Below are 17,251 nucleotides of genomic sequence, written 5' to 3' on the forward strand. Positions count from 1 at the left end.
TGGCTTGTTACGGCAACTGCTTGACGCGGATTCGGCGATATTCCATTTGCCCCCGGTCCCCTTCCAAGCCAATTGGCCCGGTTTCTGGCAGTTTGTAAGCTTCCTCCAACACTTCACCGTTGCAGGTACAATGGGCGACGTTGTCTTTCACGGTGACCACCATTTCGTTCCACTTTTGTGGCTTGTAGTTCTTCAGATCCTTGTAAGGACCTGCCAGCAAATAGTCGCGGCATTGCAGCTGTGGTTGGCGGAGGAATACGCCACTGTCGGCATTCGGGGTGGCGCGGAATTCCAGCTTCAAGATGAAGTCCTTGGGAAACTCACGCGTCGTCCACAATTGTTGAATGCGTCGACCTTCGGTAGGTGTGGTAACTACGAGTCGGCCGTTGACCGCTTGATAACGTCCGTCGCTACTTTCGGTCTTGCCGTCGAAAACGATATCTTCTTTGAACACAGGCCAGGCGATCGATGTTTTCTTTCCTTCTCGCTCTGGATTGGCTTTGAACATCCAACCCGTCAGATCCTTGCCGTTGAACAAGCTCTCGAAACCAGGTTCGACTTCAAAGTCATCAGCGTTCGTTTCCAGGTAACCAAGCGTCGCGAAGATTGGGCGCAGTGCTGCCGCCCACATTGCATAGCCTTCCTGGTTGGGGTGCAGAAGATCTGGGAACTCTTCTTTCTTGGCATCTCCGTTCTCGTTGGCGAACAGCGTCCAGGTATCGACGACCGTAATCTGCGGATCCCCTTTCACGGCTTCCTTGTACAGCTGATTGATCTGCTTGATCTTATCGGCGGGGCGTTTCTTCGATGCGGAACTGGGGAACACTTCGCACAATACGATGGGCATGTCCGCATTGTGCTTCTTCAGTTCTGCAATGATCAACTTCACGTTGCCGGCGATCGTTTCTGGCGAGGCGCCTTCTTCCAGATCGTTCGTCCCCATTAGCATGACCACGGCTTTGGGATTGAGCGAGAGCACGTCCTCATCCAAACGAACGAGCATGCCGCGTGTGGTATCGCCACTGATCCCGCGGTTGGCTACCTTCATGTCACCGAAGCTACCACCCATGTTGTCGCCCCAACCTTGGGTGATGGAGTCACCCAAGAAGACAACGGCGTTTTGATCTTTCTCGATTTGCTTTGCCCAACCAGATCGCTTGTTTTTCCAAAGGTTCTTGAACCAGTCGTAGCGACGAATTGGCCCCTCTCCAGGAAGTCCTTCGTCCGTGGCTGGAATCGAGAATTGTTCGCCTGAGGTCGCTGTCTCTTGTGCGACTAACGGTTGACTAGCCAAGCAAAATAGCGACATCAAAAGGAGAGCCAACGGGCGAAATCGGACGAGCATGGTGGTCACTTTCAATCAGGGAAGGGAGGAGCAAGAGAGGTTTGCGGCCCTATTATAGTCGGACAAAAATGGGAACGCACCTAAGGGCTTACGCCGGTGAGAGCTGCTTTGATTTCTTGGTTTTTGGCATAATCGATCGGACATTTGCCCGACTTGTTCTGCGAATCCATATCAGCGCCATTTTCCAAGAGTAATCGCACTAACGACAATGCTTCCGCTTGTTTGCCGGCCGTTGACGGGGCACCGGTGCTGGTGACTGCCCGATGAAGGGGCGTCGATTTCGTTTTGCGATCGATTGCATTCACATCGGCGCCTTGGGCAAGCAACTCTTTCGCGGCAGCGACACTTCGAAAACGTACGGCCCGATGCAGTGGCGTCACCCCGTTCTTGTCTGTCTCATCCACCGAAACGCCACGTTTCATTAGGAAGCGAATCACGCGGACCTGAACCTTCGCGTCCGGATCGTGCGCTGAGCAAGCCGACAAAAGGGCTCCACTCAGATCGGCATCTTTGGTGGCTAACTGCTTTAAGTCGTCAAGTCTCAACTCGAAGGCCGCTTTTTGAAGAGGTGTCATTGGTGGGATCACATTTGCAAGATAAAGACGTATCTCAGTCATCTCTGAGGTAATCGTCACGATACGGATCGCGTGTAAACTTAGCAAGCAATACTTTTTCCTTGGGAAGGCTGCCTTGCCTAAACCCCGGAAACGCAGGCCCCAGTTCGCTATACTTCGTGGACCGTTGGTCCAAAATCGGATTCGAAATATCATTGCCCCAAATGGGGAGACCATGGAATGCAAGCAGAAAACCTGTTCTCGCCTGACTATGCCACGGCCCGGCAGCGTTTTTGCGATGCCGCCGAGGAACTCGGTTGGAAGCTCGAATCGTTCCCGCGGGAAGGCAGTGGACCAAACGATGAACTACTGCTAACAGACGCCGCAAGTTGCCCCGTGGAAGATCGTGCCAAAGTGCTCGTCATCACTTCAGGCATTCACGGTGTCGAAGGCTTTTTCGGTTCGGCAGTGCAGTTAGCTCTCTTACGACAGTGGAAGCAACATGGTAATCCAGCCGTTAAATGTCTCTTTCTGCATGGGCTTAACCCGTACGGCTTCGCTTGGCGGCGACGATTCGATGAGAACAACGTCGACCTAAATCGAAACTTCTTATTGCCGGGCGAGGTCTTTGACGGGGCTCCGCCAACCTATGCCAGACTCGACAGCTTTCTCAATCCACAGCGGCCACCTTCCCGTTGGGATCCCTTCCTGGCGAAGGCGACATGGCTGATTACTCGGTACGGCATAACCGCGTTGCGTCAGGCGATTGCCTCCGGCCAATACGACTTTCCGAAAGGTGTCTTCTTTGGTGGGCATCAACCATCAACGCTACAACCACTTCTCGAACAAAACGTGCCAACCTGGCTCGCCGGAAGTCAGAAGGTCGTTCACTTGGACTTTCACACGGGACTCGGGCCGAAGGGAACTCACAAGCTGTTGATTGATTATTCGCTTAGCGATTGGCAACGCGATTGTTTAACAAACTGGTTTGGCCTCGAGTCGTTCGAGGAAAGTCAGTCGAGCGGTATCGCTTACGAAGCCAGGGGCGGGTTTGGACGTTGGTGCGTGGAGAAGAATTTCGCACCGATGTACCTTTATGCCTGTGCCGAGTTTGGCACGTATGGACCTGTGACGGTATTGAAAGGCTTGCGACGGGAGAACCAAGCCCATCACTGGGGAAAGCCAAATAACCCAGCAACAAGATCCGCCAAAGAGCACCTTCACGAGTTATTTTGCCCGCACGATTCCAAGTGGCGATCGCGAGTCATTCGCGATAGTTGCGAATTGGTGAACCAGGCGGTGGCCGGACTCACCGCGGAAGCCTAACGGCGCTAGGTTATCGAGGCAAACCAGGTGACTCTGACGCCTGTGATTGTCGCGACGGGAAAGAAGCTTACCGAAACAGCGATTAGTGCGGTTCATAGTTGCCTTGAGCCTGTTTGCGGCTTAAGATAGCGGTTTTCTTCTCTTTTTCTAGGGATTTCCCCTCGCACTGCACCCCCTCGAAGGATCCTTCCCTTGAATCGTTTTTCCCGAATCGCACTGTTATTGTTGGTCACAACATGTCTGGTCAGTTGCCGAGCGAAAACCGAGAACACGGCTGCCGGTAGTGGTGGCTATGAATTCCCGATCGAAGCTGGCAAGTACCGCATTCTTGGCATCCGCACCGATAACACCGACCATGCACGCGCGAAGCAAAACGCGGAGTCGGCGATCGCGAACAATCCTAACTTGAAAGCGATGGTAGGGCTGTGGGCGTATAACCCGCCGATGATCCTCAGTGCGGTGGAAGGAGCGAACAAGGTTGGCGACATCCAGATCATCGGTTTCGATGAAGATGAGGTCACGCTGAAAGGGATCGAAGACGGCAAGGTGTATGGAACCGTCGTACAGCAGCCGTTCGTGTTTGGGTACAAGGCCGTTGAATTGCTTGCGGCGATGGTCCGCGGACAAGATCTCGATATCCCGGAAAGCAACTTGATCTTCGTGCCTTTCAAAACGATCAAGAAGGATAACGTCGGTGAGTTCCAGGCGGAACTGAAACGGATTAACGACGGAAACGGCACCCCACCGCCGCACAATCAGCCTGAATACGATACCAGTGAAAAGGTGAAGTTGGCCTTCCTCACCAACACGGTTGATCCCTTCTGGAATTATGCTGCCGAAGGAGTCCAGGTGGCGGAGAAGGAATTCAACGCGGATTGCGAAGTGTATGATCCGCCGAACGGTACCCAAGAAGAGCAAAAGCGTTTCGTCGAACGCAAGATGGGTGACGGCTGTCAGGCTTTGGCAATGAGCCCCAGCTCACCCGAAAGCCAGACCGACTTGATCAACAAGGCGGTCGAAGCATTCAACGGCAACATGATTTGTCACGATTCGGATGCACCTAATAGCAATCGTAAGATGTACATCGGAACGCACAACTATCTGGCCGGCCGGGCAGTTGGCAAGCTCGTGAAAGAGGCGGTTCCCGAGGGGGGCGATGTCATGATCTTTGTCGGCTTGATGGAACAACTGAACGCCCAGGAACGGAGTGCTGGGGTCATCGACGAGCTGATGGATAAACCAATTCCGGCCGAGATCGCCAAGTACTTGCCGAAAGATCAACAGCCAACCGACGAGAAGCCTGCCGAAAAATCGGAAAAGGACGAGGCTGCTGACGAAACGCCGATGAAAGACGAGCAGCCAGCGGATGGGGAAGCAGCGGAAGAGAAATAGGTCTCGCCGCTGGCCGGGCGAGGCGCGATTGCCCGGCGAAGCTTGAAAGTGATCGACACCATGACGAAGGATGCTCCACCGTTTCTCGAGGTCGAGAGGATCTCGAAACGCTTCCCAGGCGTGAAGGCCTTGTCAGAGGTCTCGCTGCGCATTGCGGCTGGTGAATCGGTGGCCGTGATCGGCGAAAATGGTGCCGGTAAAAGTACGCTGATGAAGATCCTGGCAGGGATTCAACCGCCTGACGAAGGTGTCATCCGCGTCAACGGAAAGCCCGTTGAAATTCGCGGAGTGACCGACGCGCTGGATCTGGGGATCGCATTGATTCATCAAGAGTTGAATCTATGCGATAACCTGTCGATAGGAGCGAATATCTATCTTGGTCGAGAGCCCCGCACGTTTGGTTGGATCGATCAGGGTAAGGTGAATTCCCTATCGCGAAAATACTTGCAGCAAGTTGGCCTCGACGTCGATCCTGGAAAACCGCTCGTCGATCTTTCGATTGGTCAGCAGCAGCTCGTGGAGATCGCCAAAGCACTCTCGTGCAATGCGAAGCTACTTATCATGGATGAGCCGACCTCGAGTCTTTCCGCGCGAGAAGTCGACTGTTTGTTTGAGGTAATTCGCTCGTTGCGTGCGTCTGGGGTGAGCATCGTCTATATTTCGCATCGCCTGAGCGAGGTCCATCAGGTTTGCGATCGGGTGATTGCCCTGCGAGATGGTAAGAACAGCGGTGGGCTGTCTCGTGAGGAAATCACGCACGACAACATGGTCCGGCTGATGGTAGGGCGCGAACTCGATCAGTTCTACGCACATCAATCGCAATCGCCCGGCGACGTGGTGCTGGAAGCAAAGGCGATCAAAACAAAAGCTCACCCAGCTCACGCGATCAGCTTTCAGCTTCGCGCCGGAGAGATCGTCGGCCTGGCGGGTTTGGTCGGGGCAGGGCGGACCGAATTATTTGAAACCTTGTTTGGCGTTCACCCGCCCGTTGACGGAACGTTGGAAGTTTCTGGCAGAGCGGTGACAATCCGCTCGCCGAAGGATGCAATCGCTCACGAAGTCTTCCTGGTGCCAGAGGATCGCAAGCTGCAAGGGTTAGTCCTGCCGATGGATGTCGGCCAAAACACGACACTGCCAGGGCTCCATCGTCTGTCCTACCTTTCGTGGGTTGATTCGTCGAAAGAGCAAAAGGTTGCCGACGATATGGTCCGGCGGATGCGAGTCAAGACACCCAGTACGCGACAAATCATTCAATATCTTTCCGGCGGCAACCAACAGAAAGTGGTCATTGCGAAATGGCTGGCTATGCATCCGAAGGTGCTGCTGCTCGACGAACCGACCCGCGGGATCGATGTGGGGGCGAAACACGAGATTTACGAACTAATGGAAGAACTAGCCAGCAAAGGCGTGGCGATTCTGTTCGTTTCCAGCGAAATGGAAGAGATCCTCGGCATGTCGGACCGGGTGCTGGTGATGCATGAAGGTAACCTGGCCGGCGAGCTTTCTCGTGACCAACTCAGCGAACAAGCGATAATGAACCTGGCAACCGGTCAAACGCTGGTCGCGGCCGATGATGTTTAGCCACACAGTACAACGTAACTTGAAAGGTGCATCGAAGATAATTAACCACGGATTCCACGAATAAACACGGATCAGAACGAGAATTCCTTGGCGACGACTCTTCTCCGATTATCCGTGCCTAACTATGTCATCCGTGGTTAAGAACTTCGCTCCTTGAGGCTAAATCGCTGACCCGAATGAATCGACAAGCATGTGAGATGAAAGAAGCACTGAATGCTTAAGAATGCTGTTTTGTTTTTATTGATCTTTGCGATCTTCGGTATCACAGCTGTGAACGTGCCGACGTTCGCCAACGCTCAGAACCTGGGGATCATGGCCCGCTGGACAGGGCTGTATGGAATCATGGCGATCGGTGCAGCGTTCGTGATCATCGCGGGCGGGATCGATCTCTCGATGGGATCCATGGTGGCTTTGGTTGGCGTCCAGTTCGGGATTCTCATCAATGATCAGCAGATGAATCCTTGCTTGGCAATGATTGTCGTTCTTGTCGGGGCGATGCTAATCGGACTCGGGTATGGACTACTGATCACGAAGCTGAAACTGCAACCTTTTGTGGTGACTCTGTGTGGACTTCTGGTGCTGCGGAGTATTGCGCGCTTCTTGACGCACGACAACAAGATCTCGAACTTCGTCCATCCCGACGGAGGAACGAATATCGGTTATCTGACCGGCGCTGAGTTTCTTTCCATTCCCTTACCGTTATGGATGTTGGCTGGGATTGCGCTCGTTTCGGCCTTGGTTCTTAACAAGACGACGTTCGGCCGCTATTTAAAGGCGTTGGGTAATAACGAGCAAGCGGCGCGATACAGTGGGATCAATACCGATTGGATTACGATCAGTGCCTATATGATTTGCTCGTTGCTTTCCGGTGTTGCAGCGATCTTGTTTGCGATCGATCTGAACAGCGTTGGTCCGAATGAAGCCGGCACATTCTATGAACTATACGCGATCGCCGCGGCCGTGCTGGGTGGGTGCAGCTTGCGAGGTGGCACGGGCTCGATCATCGGTGTCGTCTTAGGAACAGCAATCCTCCGCGAGCTTTACCAAGCCATCGAAGCCCTACAATTCTCCGAGCTCGAAGGAACCGTGATCGGCGTGGTGATCTTGGTCGGTGTGATCGCCGACGAAATTATCCGCCGCATCGTTGATGCTCGGAGACGGAAGCAGGAAGTTAACGCTGCCAAAGAGAGGTCTGGCAGCGGTTGATAGGAGCCTGCCATTTAGGGATCCACAAGGGGAATGTCTAGTCGTCTCGATCTTCGCTAGTGTTGTCTGTCTCTGATTCAACATGGATATTGGGAAACAAGCGGTCGATTTCCACTGCCCATACAAACCAGATCAGCCATAGTTGGATGCTCCAGTTTTGGAATAAGAGTAGTGGTTTGTTGAATGGGCGTTCCTCTGGCCCTAGCAAGTAGACTACGAGCATTGAAACAAGGAGAAGTACAAAAGTGCTTTCCCTGGTTTCCTGCTCTGACCAACGTGCTCCGAAATAGGCGATTCCGACCGCGATTGATGGTCCGAATGTTGCCAGGACCTCCTGAACAGCACGCCCTTCATTTGAATACAAATGAGTTAGTCCCAGGAGAATGGCGACAAATGTGATGGCGAATATCAACGTAGAGAGATGGAACCGGGGGCGGAATTTAATTTCAGCCCGGAGCCGCTTCTGGATTGCTGGATAGGCAAAGAGTGTAACTGACAACGTCACGGCAATATCAATTGCCAGAGCGACCAGATCAAAGTCGCGTTCGTAGACGATTCCGATCACTTCCTCGAAAAAAGGAAGCGGGAATCCAAAGTACAAACTTGGTCCGATATCATTCGCAATGAAGTCACCGGTGAATAAATTTACCGCCACGCATCCAAAAAATACGGTGAAGATGGCAAGAAGTCGACGATGCCAGGAGCTTGACATTTTCTTTCAACCTCCCAACCGTCTGCGATGTGTCTTAGGCGAAGAACTCCACCGCGTTCTCAAATAGCTTCAAGCCGTCGCCGGGGCTGTTCCCTTCGCCGCGCGTCCAGCGAGGGTGATGCGTTTGGTCAATGTAACGCTCGGGATGCGGCATCAGGCCGAAGATTCGGCCGGTGGCATCGCACACGCCAGCGACGTGACGCTGAGCACCGTTGGGGTTGTCTGGGAAGCTGACGCAATCTTCCCCTTGGCGATTGGCCGTATAGGTTAGACACAATTGACCGGCGGCTTCTAGCTTGTCGAGCGTTTCTTCGTCGCGAGCGACAAAGCGACCTTCGGCATGGGCGACCGGCAGGTACATCTGGTCGATGTCCTTCAGGAAGACGCACTTCTCACCGTCGGTTTTGAGGTTCACCCAGCGATCCTGGAACATTTGGCAGTCGTTCCAAGCGAGCGTGCTCGACGGAAGTCCTTGCTCGTCGTCATCAAGCAAAAGACCCGTTTTGATCAGAATCTGAAAACCATTGCAGATGCCGAGGATCAGTTTACCGTCGTCATGGAATCGTTTGACCGTGTCCATCAAATGGTGACGCATCAAACTGCCTACGATGCGGCCAGCAGAGATGTCGTCTCCATAACTAAACCCACCTGAGAGGGCGAGGATTTGATAGTCGTGCAAAAGCTCCGGCTTTTCCAGCAGGCGGTTCAAGTGAACCCGATCAGCCGTCGCGCCCGATTGTTCGAACGCGTAGGCAGTTTCCAGGTCGCAATTGGTCCCGGGAGAGCGAAGCAACAAGGCTTTAGGCTGAGCCATGGCGAGAAATCTTTCCGTATACCTACCAGTTCAGGGGAGCTTGCCAAGCCTGTTTCAACAGTTCGATGGGCTCGTCGAGTAGTGACTGGCCGTTTTGCTTAACGACCAGTTCTTTGTGCTGGGCAACTTGGCCGATCGCCGCGAACGGGACGCCATCCAAGGCGGCTTCAAACTTGTCGGCCGATTCTTCAGGTACTTCGCAGACGAACCGAGTATTCGATTCGCTGAAGAGTAACGCGACCGCCGAAGGCGAACTTAGTTCGTGTGGGATGTTTTCAAGCTCAATATCCGCACCAAGACCCCCAGCGAATGCCATTTCGGCCAAGGCCACTGCGAGGCCACCTTCCGATAGATCGTGACAGGCCGCGACGCTGCGGGCTTGAATAGCCGCGTGAATGCCGGCGAATACTTTCTTAGAAAGCGTGGTATCGACCTGTGGAACTTGACCGCCCAGCTTTTCATGAATCAGCGACCAGTGCGAACCACCGAGTTCGTCCTTGGTGAGGCCCACGACGTAAATACGATTACCGGCCGATTTGAAGTCCATCGTGACACAAGTCGAAACGTCTTCGACCTGTCCCATCGCACTGATCAGCAAGGTTGGCGGAATGGCGATCGTTTGCTTTTCGCCATGTTCGTCAAAGTAGCTAAACTCATTGTTCAAGCTGTCCTTACCACTGACAAACGGGGTACCCAACGCAAGTGCCAAGTCACGGCACGCCAAGGCGGCACGGACCAAAGTACCAAGCGTTTCGGGACGATCAGTGTATCCCCAACAGAAGTTATCAAGGATCGCAATCTTTGCGGGATCGGCACCGACGGCAACGCAGTTTCGCAGGGCTTCATCGATGGCACTAGCGGCCATATCGTAAGGATCGAAGTCGCCGAAGTGCGGGTTCATGCCGCACGACAGAACGATTCCCTTACGACTGTTGAGCACCGGACGAACGACCGCAGCATCGCTCGGACCATCGTTCTGCACACCGACAAGTGGCTTGATCACGCTGCCACCTTGGACTTCGTGGTCGTACTGACGAATGATCCATTCCTTACTGGCAACATTGAGCGAGCTGAGAATGCGTCGCAAGTCGTTGCCGAGTGCCCCTTCGTCGTCGCTGGCAATCTCCAGCGGCTGTGTATTGGGAGGCGTGAAGACAGCATCACGCACGATCGGTGGACGCCCGTCATGCAGGAATCGCATATCGAGTTCGCCGACAGTTTCGCCGTTGTAGGTAAGCTTCAAGTTGCCGGTCGGGACGAACTTTCCGAGGACGACCGCTTCACTTCCTTCCGAAGCGAACAAGGCTTCCAGCTCAGGCCATTTCTCTTCGGGAACCGCCAGCACCATACGTTCCTGAGCTTCGCTGATCCAAATTTCGGTGTAGGAAAGGCCTTCGTATTTAAGGGGGGCCTTCTCGAGCCAGACTTCGGCGCCCAACTCTTCTCCCATCTCACCGACTGCACTCGAAAACCCACCTGCACCGCAGTCGGTAACCGCGTTGTAGAGGTTTCGATCCCGCGCTTCCAGCAGCACGTCGAGAACCATCTTCTCGGTAATCGCATTGCCGATTTGGACGGCACCGCCCGAGAGAGATTCACTTTCGCTGGTCAACTCAGCAGAGCTGAACGTCGCACCGTGGATACCATCACGACCCGTACGACCGCCGACGGCCACGATGAGGTCATTTGGTTTGACTTCTTTGAACGACATATCGACCGGAATCAGGCCGACATTGCCACAGTAAACCAACGGATTGCCAAGGTAACGATCGTCGAAGTAAACCGCACCGTTCACCGTGGGAATGCCCATCCGGTTGCCGTAATCGCGGACGCCGCTGACAACACCCTTCATCACGCGGCGTGGATGCAGCACGCCCTGCGGCAGGCAACCAGGATCGGTCTCGGGTGGGGCAAAGCAAAACACATCGGTGTTGCAAATTGGCTTGGCACCCATGCCAGTTCCCATCGGGTCGCGGATCACGCCCCCGATGCCGGTATTGGCTCCACCGTAAGGTTCGAGGGCACTAGGATGGTTGTGCGTTTCGACCTTGAAGCAAACGTTGTATTCGTCATTGAAGGTGACGATGCCGGCGTTGTCCTTGAACACGCTGACGCACCAGTCGTCGTCCCCTAAGGTTTTGCGGATTTGCTGGGTAGCGGCGAAGATCGTTTCCTTCAACATGTTGTCGAAGCGGATCTCTTGCTTATCGTCCTTGTAGGCGATCTTACCTGCTAAGGTTTTGTGGCTGCAGTGCTCGCTCCAGGTTTGGGCGACCGTTTCTAATTCGATGTCAGTCGGATCGCGGCCCAATTCTCTGAAATAGGCTTGAATGGTCTGCATTTCGACCAGCGTCAGGTACAACTGGCCTTCTTTGCTCAGTTTGTTCAGGCCGTCGTCATCGAGAGCGCGGATGCCCACCGTTTTCAGCTCGAACGGTTGTGATTTGCCAAACGAGAGGCGTTCGAGATCGATCGGGCCGTGGATGACCTGTTCGACAGAATCGTTGGCCAGGAGCTTCGTGATCAAACGCTCGGTCTGTTGATCGTCCAGGCCACCGATCCAGTATTTGCGGAACGTCCTGACTGCCTCGGCTGGCTTGCCGAAGTCAGCGATGGCCCCTTGGGTGCTCTGAGCAACCGGATCCATCACGCCTGGTTTGGGCATCACGTGGATCAGACGGTCGTACAGGTTCGAGGGAGCTTCGGCTAGGATTGCTTCGCCTGCTTGAGCGACAACCGCTTTCTCGACCACGTTATCGACCAGCAATTGATCGGCCAGCAGTTGGATGTGATCGGCGCTAAAGTCAGCTTGGACCAGAAACCCGTGTGCCGTAGCGATTTCGAGATGGGTAGCAATTTGCAGGTCTTCGGCGTCGGCAACGATGGCAGCGGCCAATCGATCGACGTGTCCCGAAGCGGGATAGATATCAACTTCCCACAATGTCACGGTGGTGCTTTCCCTGTTCTAAGAGCTTAATCCAGTGCTCGTCCTGACCCGCTTCCAGCGACGCCCGGAAGGCAGTCAGCAATTTCTCAAAGTTCGCTAGCGTCTGCAAGACGTGGCCCCGGTTGGTGGTGAGGATCTGACGCCATAATTCGACGTCTCCACCAGCTACGCGGGTTGTATCGGCCCAGCCGCTGCTTGTGAGTTCTAACAGGGATTCCGGGGTGGAAGCCGCCAAAAGACTAGCAATAACGTGGGGTAAGTGGCTGGTAACGGCTACCGCGGCATCGTGCTGAGCGGGGCTCATTTCCAGAACCTGGCTTCCCAAAGATTCCCAGAATTTGCGGACAGTCGCCTGAGCGGTGCGGTCCGTTTCCGCGACAGGAGTAACGATTGTGACTCGATTTTCAAACAAATCGGCTACGGCATAATCCGAACCACTCTTGTCGCTGCCGGCCATGGGGTGGCTGCCGACAAAATAAACATCTTTGCGGCCGCGGATCGACTCGCTCAGAAGGAGGGTGTCGACGATCCTCTGCTTGGTGCTGCCAGCATCGGTGACGATCGTTCCCGGCTGGCAGAAAGGAACCATTTGTTCGACGAGCGGAACAATCGATTCGACGGGTGAGCAAACCACAATCAGGTCGGCCCCGCGAATTCCGGCTTGCCAGTCGGTGGTTCCCTCGGTGATGCAGCCTTGTCGCTTGGCCCTGGCCAAACGATCTTCCTTGCGGCCGATACCTACCACCTTGTCGGCGATTTTGTGCTTCTGCGCGGCAAGCCCGATCGAGCCGCCAATCAGGCCAACTCCGAGGATCGCAATTTGCTGAAAATCTGGCATAAGGACATTACGCGTCGTCAAAGGTGTCAAAACGGAGATTATAGCAGGATCTACCCCCGACAGACGACCAGGAGGAGGGTTTTCTGCGAATCGAATTGGATGACCTCAAGAAACGAAGAAGCCTGGATACACGTGGTACCCAGGCTTCCCTCGACCAAGTTACCTGAGGTGTTTTGCGAGCTAAGAGTTTTCAGGCAGACGGACGAGTGTCATTTGGTGTGAGGTTCCATCGTCGTAGCGGACGACGACAGGGGTTTCCTGCTGGGTCAGGCTGTTCAAATCGGTTTGGAAGATAGCCTTCTGATTGCCAGCAACCGTCCAAGCGACTTGCTGCGTTTTTTTGTCGAGCGAACCGGAAAGTGGCTGGCTGTTGTTTGAGAGAACGTTGTAGTAAGAACCACTGATCAGACCGCTCTTGCTGACCGAGATTTGCATCAGCATTTGCGACTGCGTTTCACTCCCCTGAACCAGGGCATACACACCGATCGGCAACCACTGTTCGTTCGTGTTGGCCGGGGTGGATGCTTGCGATAACTGTTGTGCTTCTTGGGCTTGTTGATCCTGACTGGCGGTCGGCGTTTGGTCACCTTCGACGTAGACGTTCGACTCGTTGTAGGAGTAACTGACCGGAGTGGATGCCACACCTGCAACCCAGCCAGTCAAAGCACCGAAGCTGGCGGCGGCCCAGGCATCGGCATGCGGATGGGAATACTGCCAGGCATTGGGATGTTGCGAGTACCACGCTGCCGTGAAAGGTTCTGGCTGGCCGGCTAGATGCTGATTGAGGTTGTTGTAGATCTCGTTGGAACGCTGCGAAACGTTCTGCTTCGTTTGATCGACCTTAGGCTGCAAGTCGCTCTTTCGATCATTGAACTGTTGTTGACGATCGTTCCATTGCTGTTGGCGATTATCAACTTGCTGCTCTCGGTTATTGAGGTCTTGCTGTCGATTGTCGAGTTGCTGTTGATGCTGACCTTCGTTGGGACGATCCTTAGGATCATTGGAAAGACCGAGGAAATCATTCAGTTTATCTTGCGAGAGTGGAGTGCGGCCGCTCAAGTCACCACGATTGAATGTTTTGCCTTCCAGGGCATTGGAGAGTTTGTCTTGGCCAGAGAAGTTTCGATCGCCCAAGGTGCGGTTGCCAAGATCGCGGCTGCTAAAGTTCCGATCGCTCAAATTGCTGTTACCGGAACGAGGGGAAAGATCACGTGTACCAGGCGTGAAATTGGAAGTCGTGGGACGGCTGGTAGGGCTTACCGAAGGCCGGGTGAAATTTCCACCAGGGGAGGGTGAAGGAGCACGGCGACCGCCTCCGCGAGGACCAGCTTGGCACTCGGCAACGACAAACGCCAACGTCGCAAACGCAACCATACCCAACCAATATGGACTCTTCATAGCTCTTCTCTCTTTCCCAAGGGGTGCCGGTTCGATTGATCCACTAAATACGGGATCTGCTGCTGAAAGAAACCATAGAGTTAACTCGTACCTCTGGCGGAGAGTTTCAGGCCACTTTAATAAAACTTCTTCAATTAATCTTTTCGCAGAAGCGCACAATTGCGTAACTCGCATCGGCCGCAAATTGCGAATATTCCTGACAACCGTGTCTTGGCAATCAATGCATAGTAGTTGCGTGGATCACGTCCCTTTCGCATGATGGGAAGAGTCAATCTCTGCTCTGAGGACGCCCAAATGTTGTTTTCTCCTCGAATCAGTAAATCCAACCTCATCCAGCTTTGCCGCCGCGTGGGTAACCAGTTGCACGCTGGCGTCGATATTCGCCGCGTCTGGCTACGTGAAGCGGAGCGGGCATCGGGTTCGATGAAGCATGTGATGGAGTCGATATGCGAAAGCATCGATGAAGGACATCAGATGCACGAGGCGATTAACCTGACGGGAGAGTACTTCCCTAAGCTTTTTCGCCAGATGATCCACTTAGGAGATACCACTGGCCACTTGGATATGATCTTCTTGGACTTGGCCGATCAGTACGAACATCAGATGGAATTACGACGTGCGTTTCTGGCTTCGATCGCTTGGCCGATGATTGAATTAGGGATTGCCATTTTGGTGATCGGAGCGTTCATCTTTGTGATGGGAATGATTCCGCAGGTCGAAGGTAGAACAATCGATCCCTTAGGGCTTGGCCTGGCGGGGACGCAAGGAGTGATCGACTATTTCCTAATCATCGGCATGATCATTATGGGATGTTGGGTTACCTACTTGTTGTGGTCGCGCGGGAGATTAGGGTTTTTGCCTATCGACCGAGTGATCATGAAGATCCCCGGAGTTGGTAAGCAGATCCGCACATTGTGCTTGGCACGCATGGCTTGGGCTTTAGGGTTGACCGTTGGAGGCGGAATGGATATTCGTAATGCGATGCGGCTTTCGTTAGAGGCAACCCACAATCGATATTACTCTCAGTATGCGGACCAGATCGATAAGGAACTGCTGCAAGGGGACGAGGTTAGCGAGATCTTACGACGTACGCAGCGTTTTCCTCACGACTTCTTAGATGTTGTGGAAACGGGGGAGATCTCCGGCACACTGTCGGAATCGATGACCAAGCTTTCGGAGCTTTATTTTCAGAAGGCCCGAGACGCCATGAAGGTGTTGGCGATCATGGGAGGGCTGCTAGTCACTATGATGGTGTTCGGAATCATCATCATGGCAATCTTCAAGCTCGCTATGTTTTATCTCGGTACGATTAACGATGCCTTGGAGGGCATTTAGAAGGCATTCGTAATTCGTTGCCTCCACGAAAAAGGCCACGCAAATTTGCGTGGCCTTCATCTTTGAACTCTGGGTGAACCAACTAATTGGCGGAGGGTTCCGCTTCGGCTGGTTTGCTCTTGCCGTTGGCCAGTGATTCGGGGTCTTCGGCGTAACGAATCAACGCTTCTGGTAGTTCGACGCCACCGATATCCTTCATGACCTGCATCATCGGAGGCAGCGTCTTTGCCATGCCGCTGAGCCAGTCGGCGGTGTTCGAGCGGCCGTTCTGATTGCCACCTTCCCAGACGACCACCTTGTCGAACTTGATGTTCGAGATCGCCTTAGCGGACGATTCGGCCAGACTGTCGAGGTGTTCCAGCAGCAACAATTGGAATGCTTCCTTGCTGCTACCACAGGCCGAGACGATGGCTTTCAAACCTTCACCCTTCTTGGCCAGTTTTTCGTATTCACCACGGGCTTCCGCTTCCAACTTGGCGTAGATCGCATCAGCTTCGGCCTGAGCGAGAATTCGTCGGCGAGCAGCTTCGGCGGCCGAATCGACTTCGATCTTGGCCTTCTCGGCTTTGGCCGGTGCTTCCAGCAACGCACGCTGCTCCGCTTCCACACGTTCGGCTTCGGCGATGGCAGCTTTCGCCAGGGCGCGATTTTCGGCTTCCTTCACCGCACCGTCTGCTTCCCGTTTGCGGATTTCACCCAGTTCATACGCTTCGGCTCGTTTGACGTTCAATTCAGCCTTCGACTTGGCGACCTTCGCTTCAGCAAGGTTTTCACCCTCGATAGCGGAGGCATCCGCGTCGGCGATTTTGATACGCTTTTCACGTTCGGCATCTTTAACGGCTGCTTCCCGGTCGAACTCAGCGTTTCGTTCACCAATGGTGGCTGCGGCATCTGCATCGGCAATGCGAATACGCTTTTCACGTTCGGCGTCCTTCACCTTCGCTTCTCGTTCGTACTCGGCGGCACGCTCACCGACCGTTTGTTCTTTTTCGAGTTCGGCAATACGGATCGCTTGTTCTCGTTCCGCTTCACGCGTACCGATCATGCGAGCCTTAGTCGCGTTGGCGACTTCCACTTCACGGTCACGCTGAGCGGACGCGACGCGGATTTCACCCATCTTTTCGTTGTCAGCCACGTCACCACGAGCTTGTTGAATTGCGAGCGATGCAGCCTTTTGGCCGATAGCATCGATGTAGCCAGACTCGTCGGTGATGTCGGTGATGTTCACATTGATCAAGCAAAGCCCGATCTTATTGAGTTCTGGTTCCAAGCTGCGTTGGATGTGTTCCAGGAAGGTATCACGATCACGATTGATCTCTTCGATCCGCATCGAAGCAATCACCTGACGCAACTGACCGAAGATCAATTCTTCCGCTTGCTTGCGGATCTCGTTGGTGGTCAATCCAAGCAAACGAACTGCGGCGTTGTCCATCACGCCAGGCGTCGTGCCGATGGCGACCGTGAAACAACTGGGCACATTCACGCGGATATTTTCTGACGAAAGAGCACCACGCAAGGGAATTTCGATCTGGATCGGTTCCAGGCTCAAGTACGCGTAGTCTTGTACCAGAGGAATCACGAACTTCGCTCCACCATGAACGGTTTGCGAAGACTTACCGCTACGTGACAAACCGTACACAACCAGAACGCGGTTGCTCGGACATCGCTTGTACTGTTTGACAATCGCGATGAAGACGGTGAACAGGAACATCAGAAACAGGACGACGCCACCGGTGAGCCATACGTACGGGTTGTCGGACCAACCCTCTGGGCCTTGTGCAAATAGTGTGGGCATGGTTGTTG

13 protein-coding genes are annotated in these 17,251 nt (G+C 54.0%); 5 read left to right on the top strand and 8 right to left on the bottom strand.

The window, feature by feature from the left end:
• Positions 1 to 7: 7 nt before the first annotated feature.
• Positions 8 to 1,345, bottom strand: a complete 1,338-nt coding sequence (locus tag C5Y83_RS26540) for a GDSL-type esterase/lipase family protein (RefSeq protein ID WP_105332812.1) — start codon at positions 1,343 to 1,345, stop codon at positions 8 to 10.
• A gap of 80 nt (positions 1,346 to 1,425) precedes the next feature.
• Positions 1,426 to 2,007 (bottom strand): ankyrin repeat domain-containing protein, encoded by a 582-nt coding sequence (locus C5Y83_RS26545; RefSeq protein WP_158262533.1) that lies wholly within the window; start codon positions 2,005 to 2,007, stop codon positions 1,426 to 1,428.
• 132 nt (positions 2,008 to 2,139) lie between these two features.
• Between C5Y83_RS26545 and C5Y83_RS26550 the strand changes: the two genes are divergently transcribed.
• The 4 genes from C5Y83_RS26550 to C5Y83_RS26565 all read left to right on the top strand — a co-directional run bounded on the left by C5Y83_RS26550 (position 2,140) and on the right by C5Y83_RS26565 (position 7,404).
• Complete coding sequence (locus C5Y83_RS26550; RefSeq protein ID WP_105332814.1) at positions 2,140 to 3,225, top strand: M14 family metallopeptidase; 1,086 nt, start codon at positions 2,140 to 2,142, stop codon at positions 3,223 to 3,225.
• 192 nt (positions 3,226 to 3,417) lie between these two features.
• On the top strand, positions 3,418 to 4,617 hold the full coding sequence (locus C5Y83_RS26555; RefSeq protein ID WP_105332815.1) for a substrate-binding domain-containing protein: 1,200 nt from the start codon (positions 3,418 to 3,420) through the stop codon (positions 4,615 to 4,617).
• Between the two features lie 60 nt (positions 4,618 to 4,677).
• Positions 4,678 to 6,198: a sugar ABC transporter ATP-binding protein gene (locus C5Y83_RS26560; RefSeq protein WP_105333072.1), complete on the top strand. Its 1,521-nt coding sequence runs from the start codon at positions 4,678 to 4,680 to the stop codon at positions 6,196 to 6,198.
• Positions 6,199 to 6,411: 213 nt separating this feature from the next.
• Positions 6,412 to 7,404, top strand: a complete 993-nt coding sequence (locus C5Y83_RS26565) for an ABC transporter permease (RefSeq protein WP_105332816.1) — start codon at positions 6,412 to 6,414, stop codon at positions 7,402 to 7,404.
• Between the two features lie 37 nt (positions 7,405 to 7,441).
• On the opposite strand, the gene C5Y83_RS26570 is transcribed toward C5Y83_RS26565, so the two are convergent.
• The 5 genes from C5Y83_RS26570 to C5Y83_RS26590 all read right to left on the bottom strand — a co-directional run bounded on the left by C5Y83_RS26570 (position 7,442) and on the right by C5Y83_RS26590 (position 14,113).
• Entirely contained in the window at positions 7,442 to 8,116 is a 675-nt protein-coding gene (locus C5Y83_RS26570) for a hypothetical protein (RefSeq protein WP_105332817.1), read from the bottom strand.
• A 34-nt stretch (positions 8,117 to 8,150) separates the two neighbouring features.
• On the bottom strand, positions 8,151 to 8,930 hold the full coding sequence (gene purQ, locus C5Y83_RS26575) for a phosphoribosylformylglycinamidine synthase I (RefSeq protein WP_105332818.1): 780 nt from the start codon (positions 8,928 to 8,930) through the stop codon (positions 8,151 to 8,153).
• A 22-nt stretch (positions 8,931 to 8,952) separates the two neighbouring features.
• A complete protein-coding gene (gene purL / locus C5Y83_RS26580; protein ID WP_105332819.1) occupies positions 8,953 to 11,877 on the bottom strand; it encodes a phosphoribosylformylglycinamidine synthase subunit PurL in 2,925 nt (974 codons plus the stop codon).
• Complete coding sequence (locus C5Y83_RS26585) at positions 11,858 to 12,715, bottom strand: prephenate dehydrogenase (RefSeq protein ID WP_105332820.1); 858 nt, start codon at positions 12,713 to 12,715, stop codon at positions 11,858 to 11,860. The genes purL and C5Y83_RS26585 overlap by 20 nt, the downstream gene beginning before the upstream one ends.
• Before the next feature lie 180 nt (positions 12,716 to 12,895).
• Positions 12,896 to 14,113, bottom strand: a complete 1,218-nt coding sequence (locus C5Y83_RS26590) for a hypothetical protein (protein WP_105332821.1) — start codon at positions 14,111 to 14,113, stop codon at positions 12,896 to 12,898.
• 294 nt (positions 14,114 to 14,407) lie between these two features.
• On the opposite strand from C5Y83_RS26590, the gene C5Y83_RS26595 reads away from it, so the two are divergent.
• Complete coding sequence (locus C5Y83_RS26595; protein WP_158262534.1) at positions 14,408 to 15,448, top strand: type II secretion system F family protein; 1,041 nt, start codon at positions 14,408 to 14,410, stop codon at positions 15,446 to 15,448.
• A gap of 82 nt (positions 15,449 to 15,530) precedes the next feature.
• Here the strand turns inward: C5Y83_RS26595 and C5Y83_RS26600 are convergent, their stop codons facing one another.
• Positions 15,531 to 17,243, bottom strand: a complete 1,713-nt coding sequence (locus C5Y83_RS26600; RefSeq protein ID WP_105332823.1) for a flotillin family protein — start codon at positions 17,241 to 17,243, stop codon at positions 15,531 to 15,533.
• Between the last annotated feature and the right edge of the window lie 8 nt (positions 17,244 to 17,251).

The sequence above is a fragment of the Blastopirellula marina genome (assembly GCF_002967765.1).
Taxonomy (GTDB): domain Bacteria; phylum Planctomycetota; class Planctomycetia; order Pirellulales; family Pirellulaceae; genus Bremerella; species Bremerella marina_A.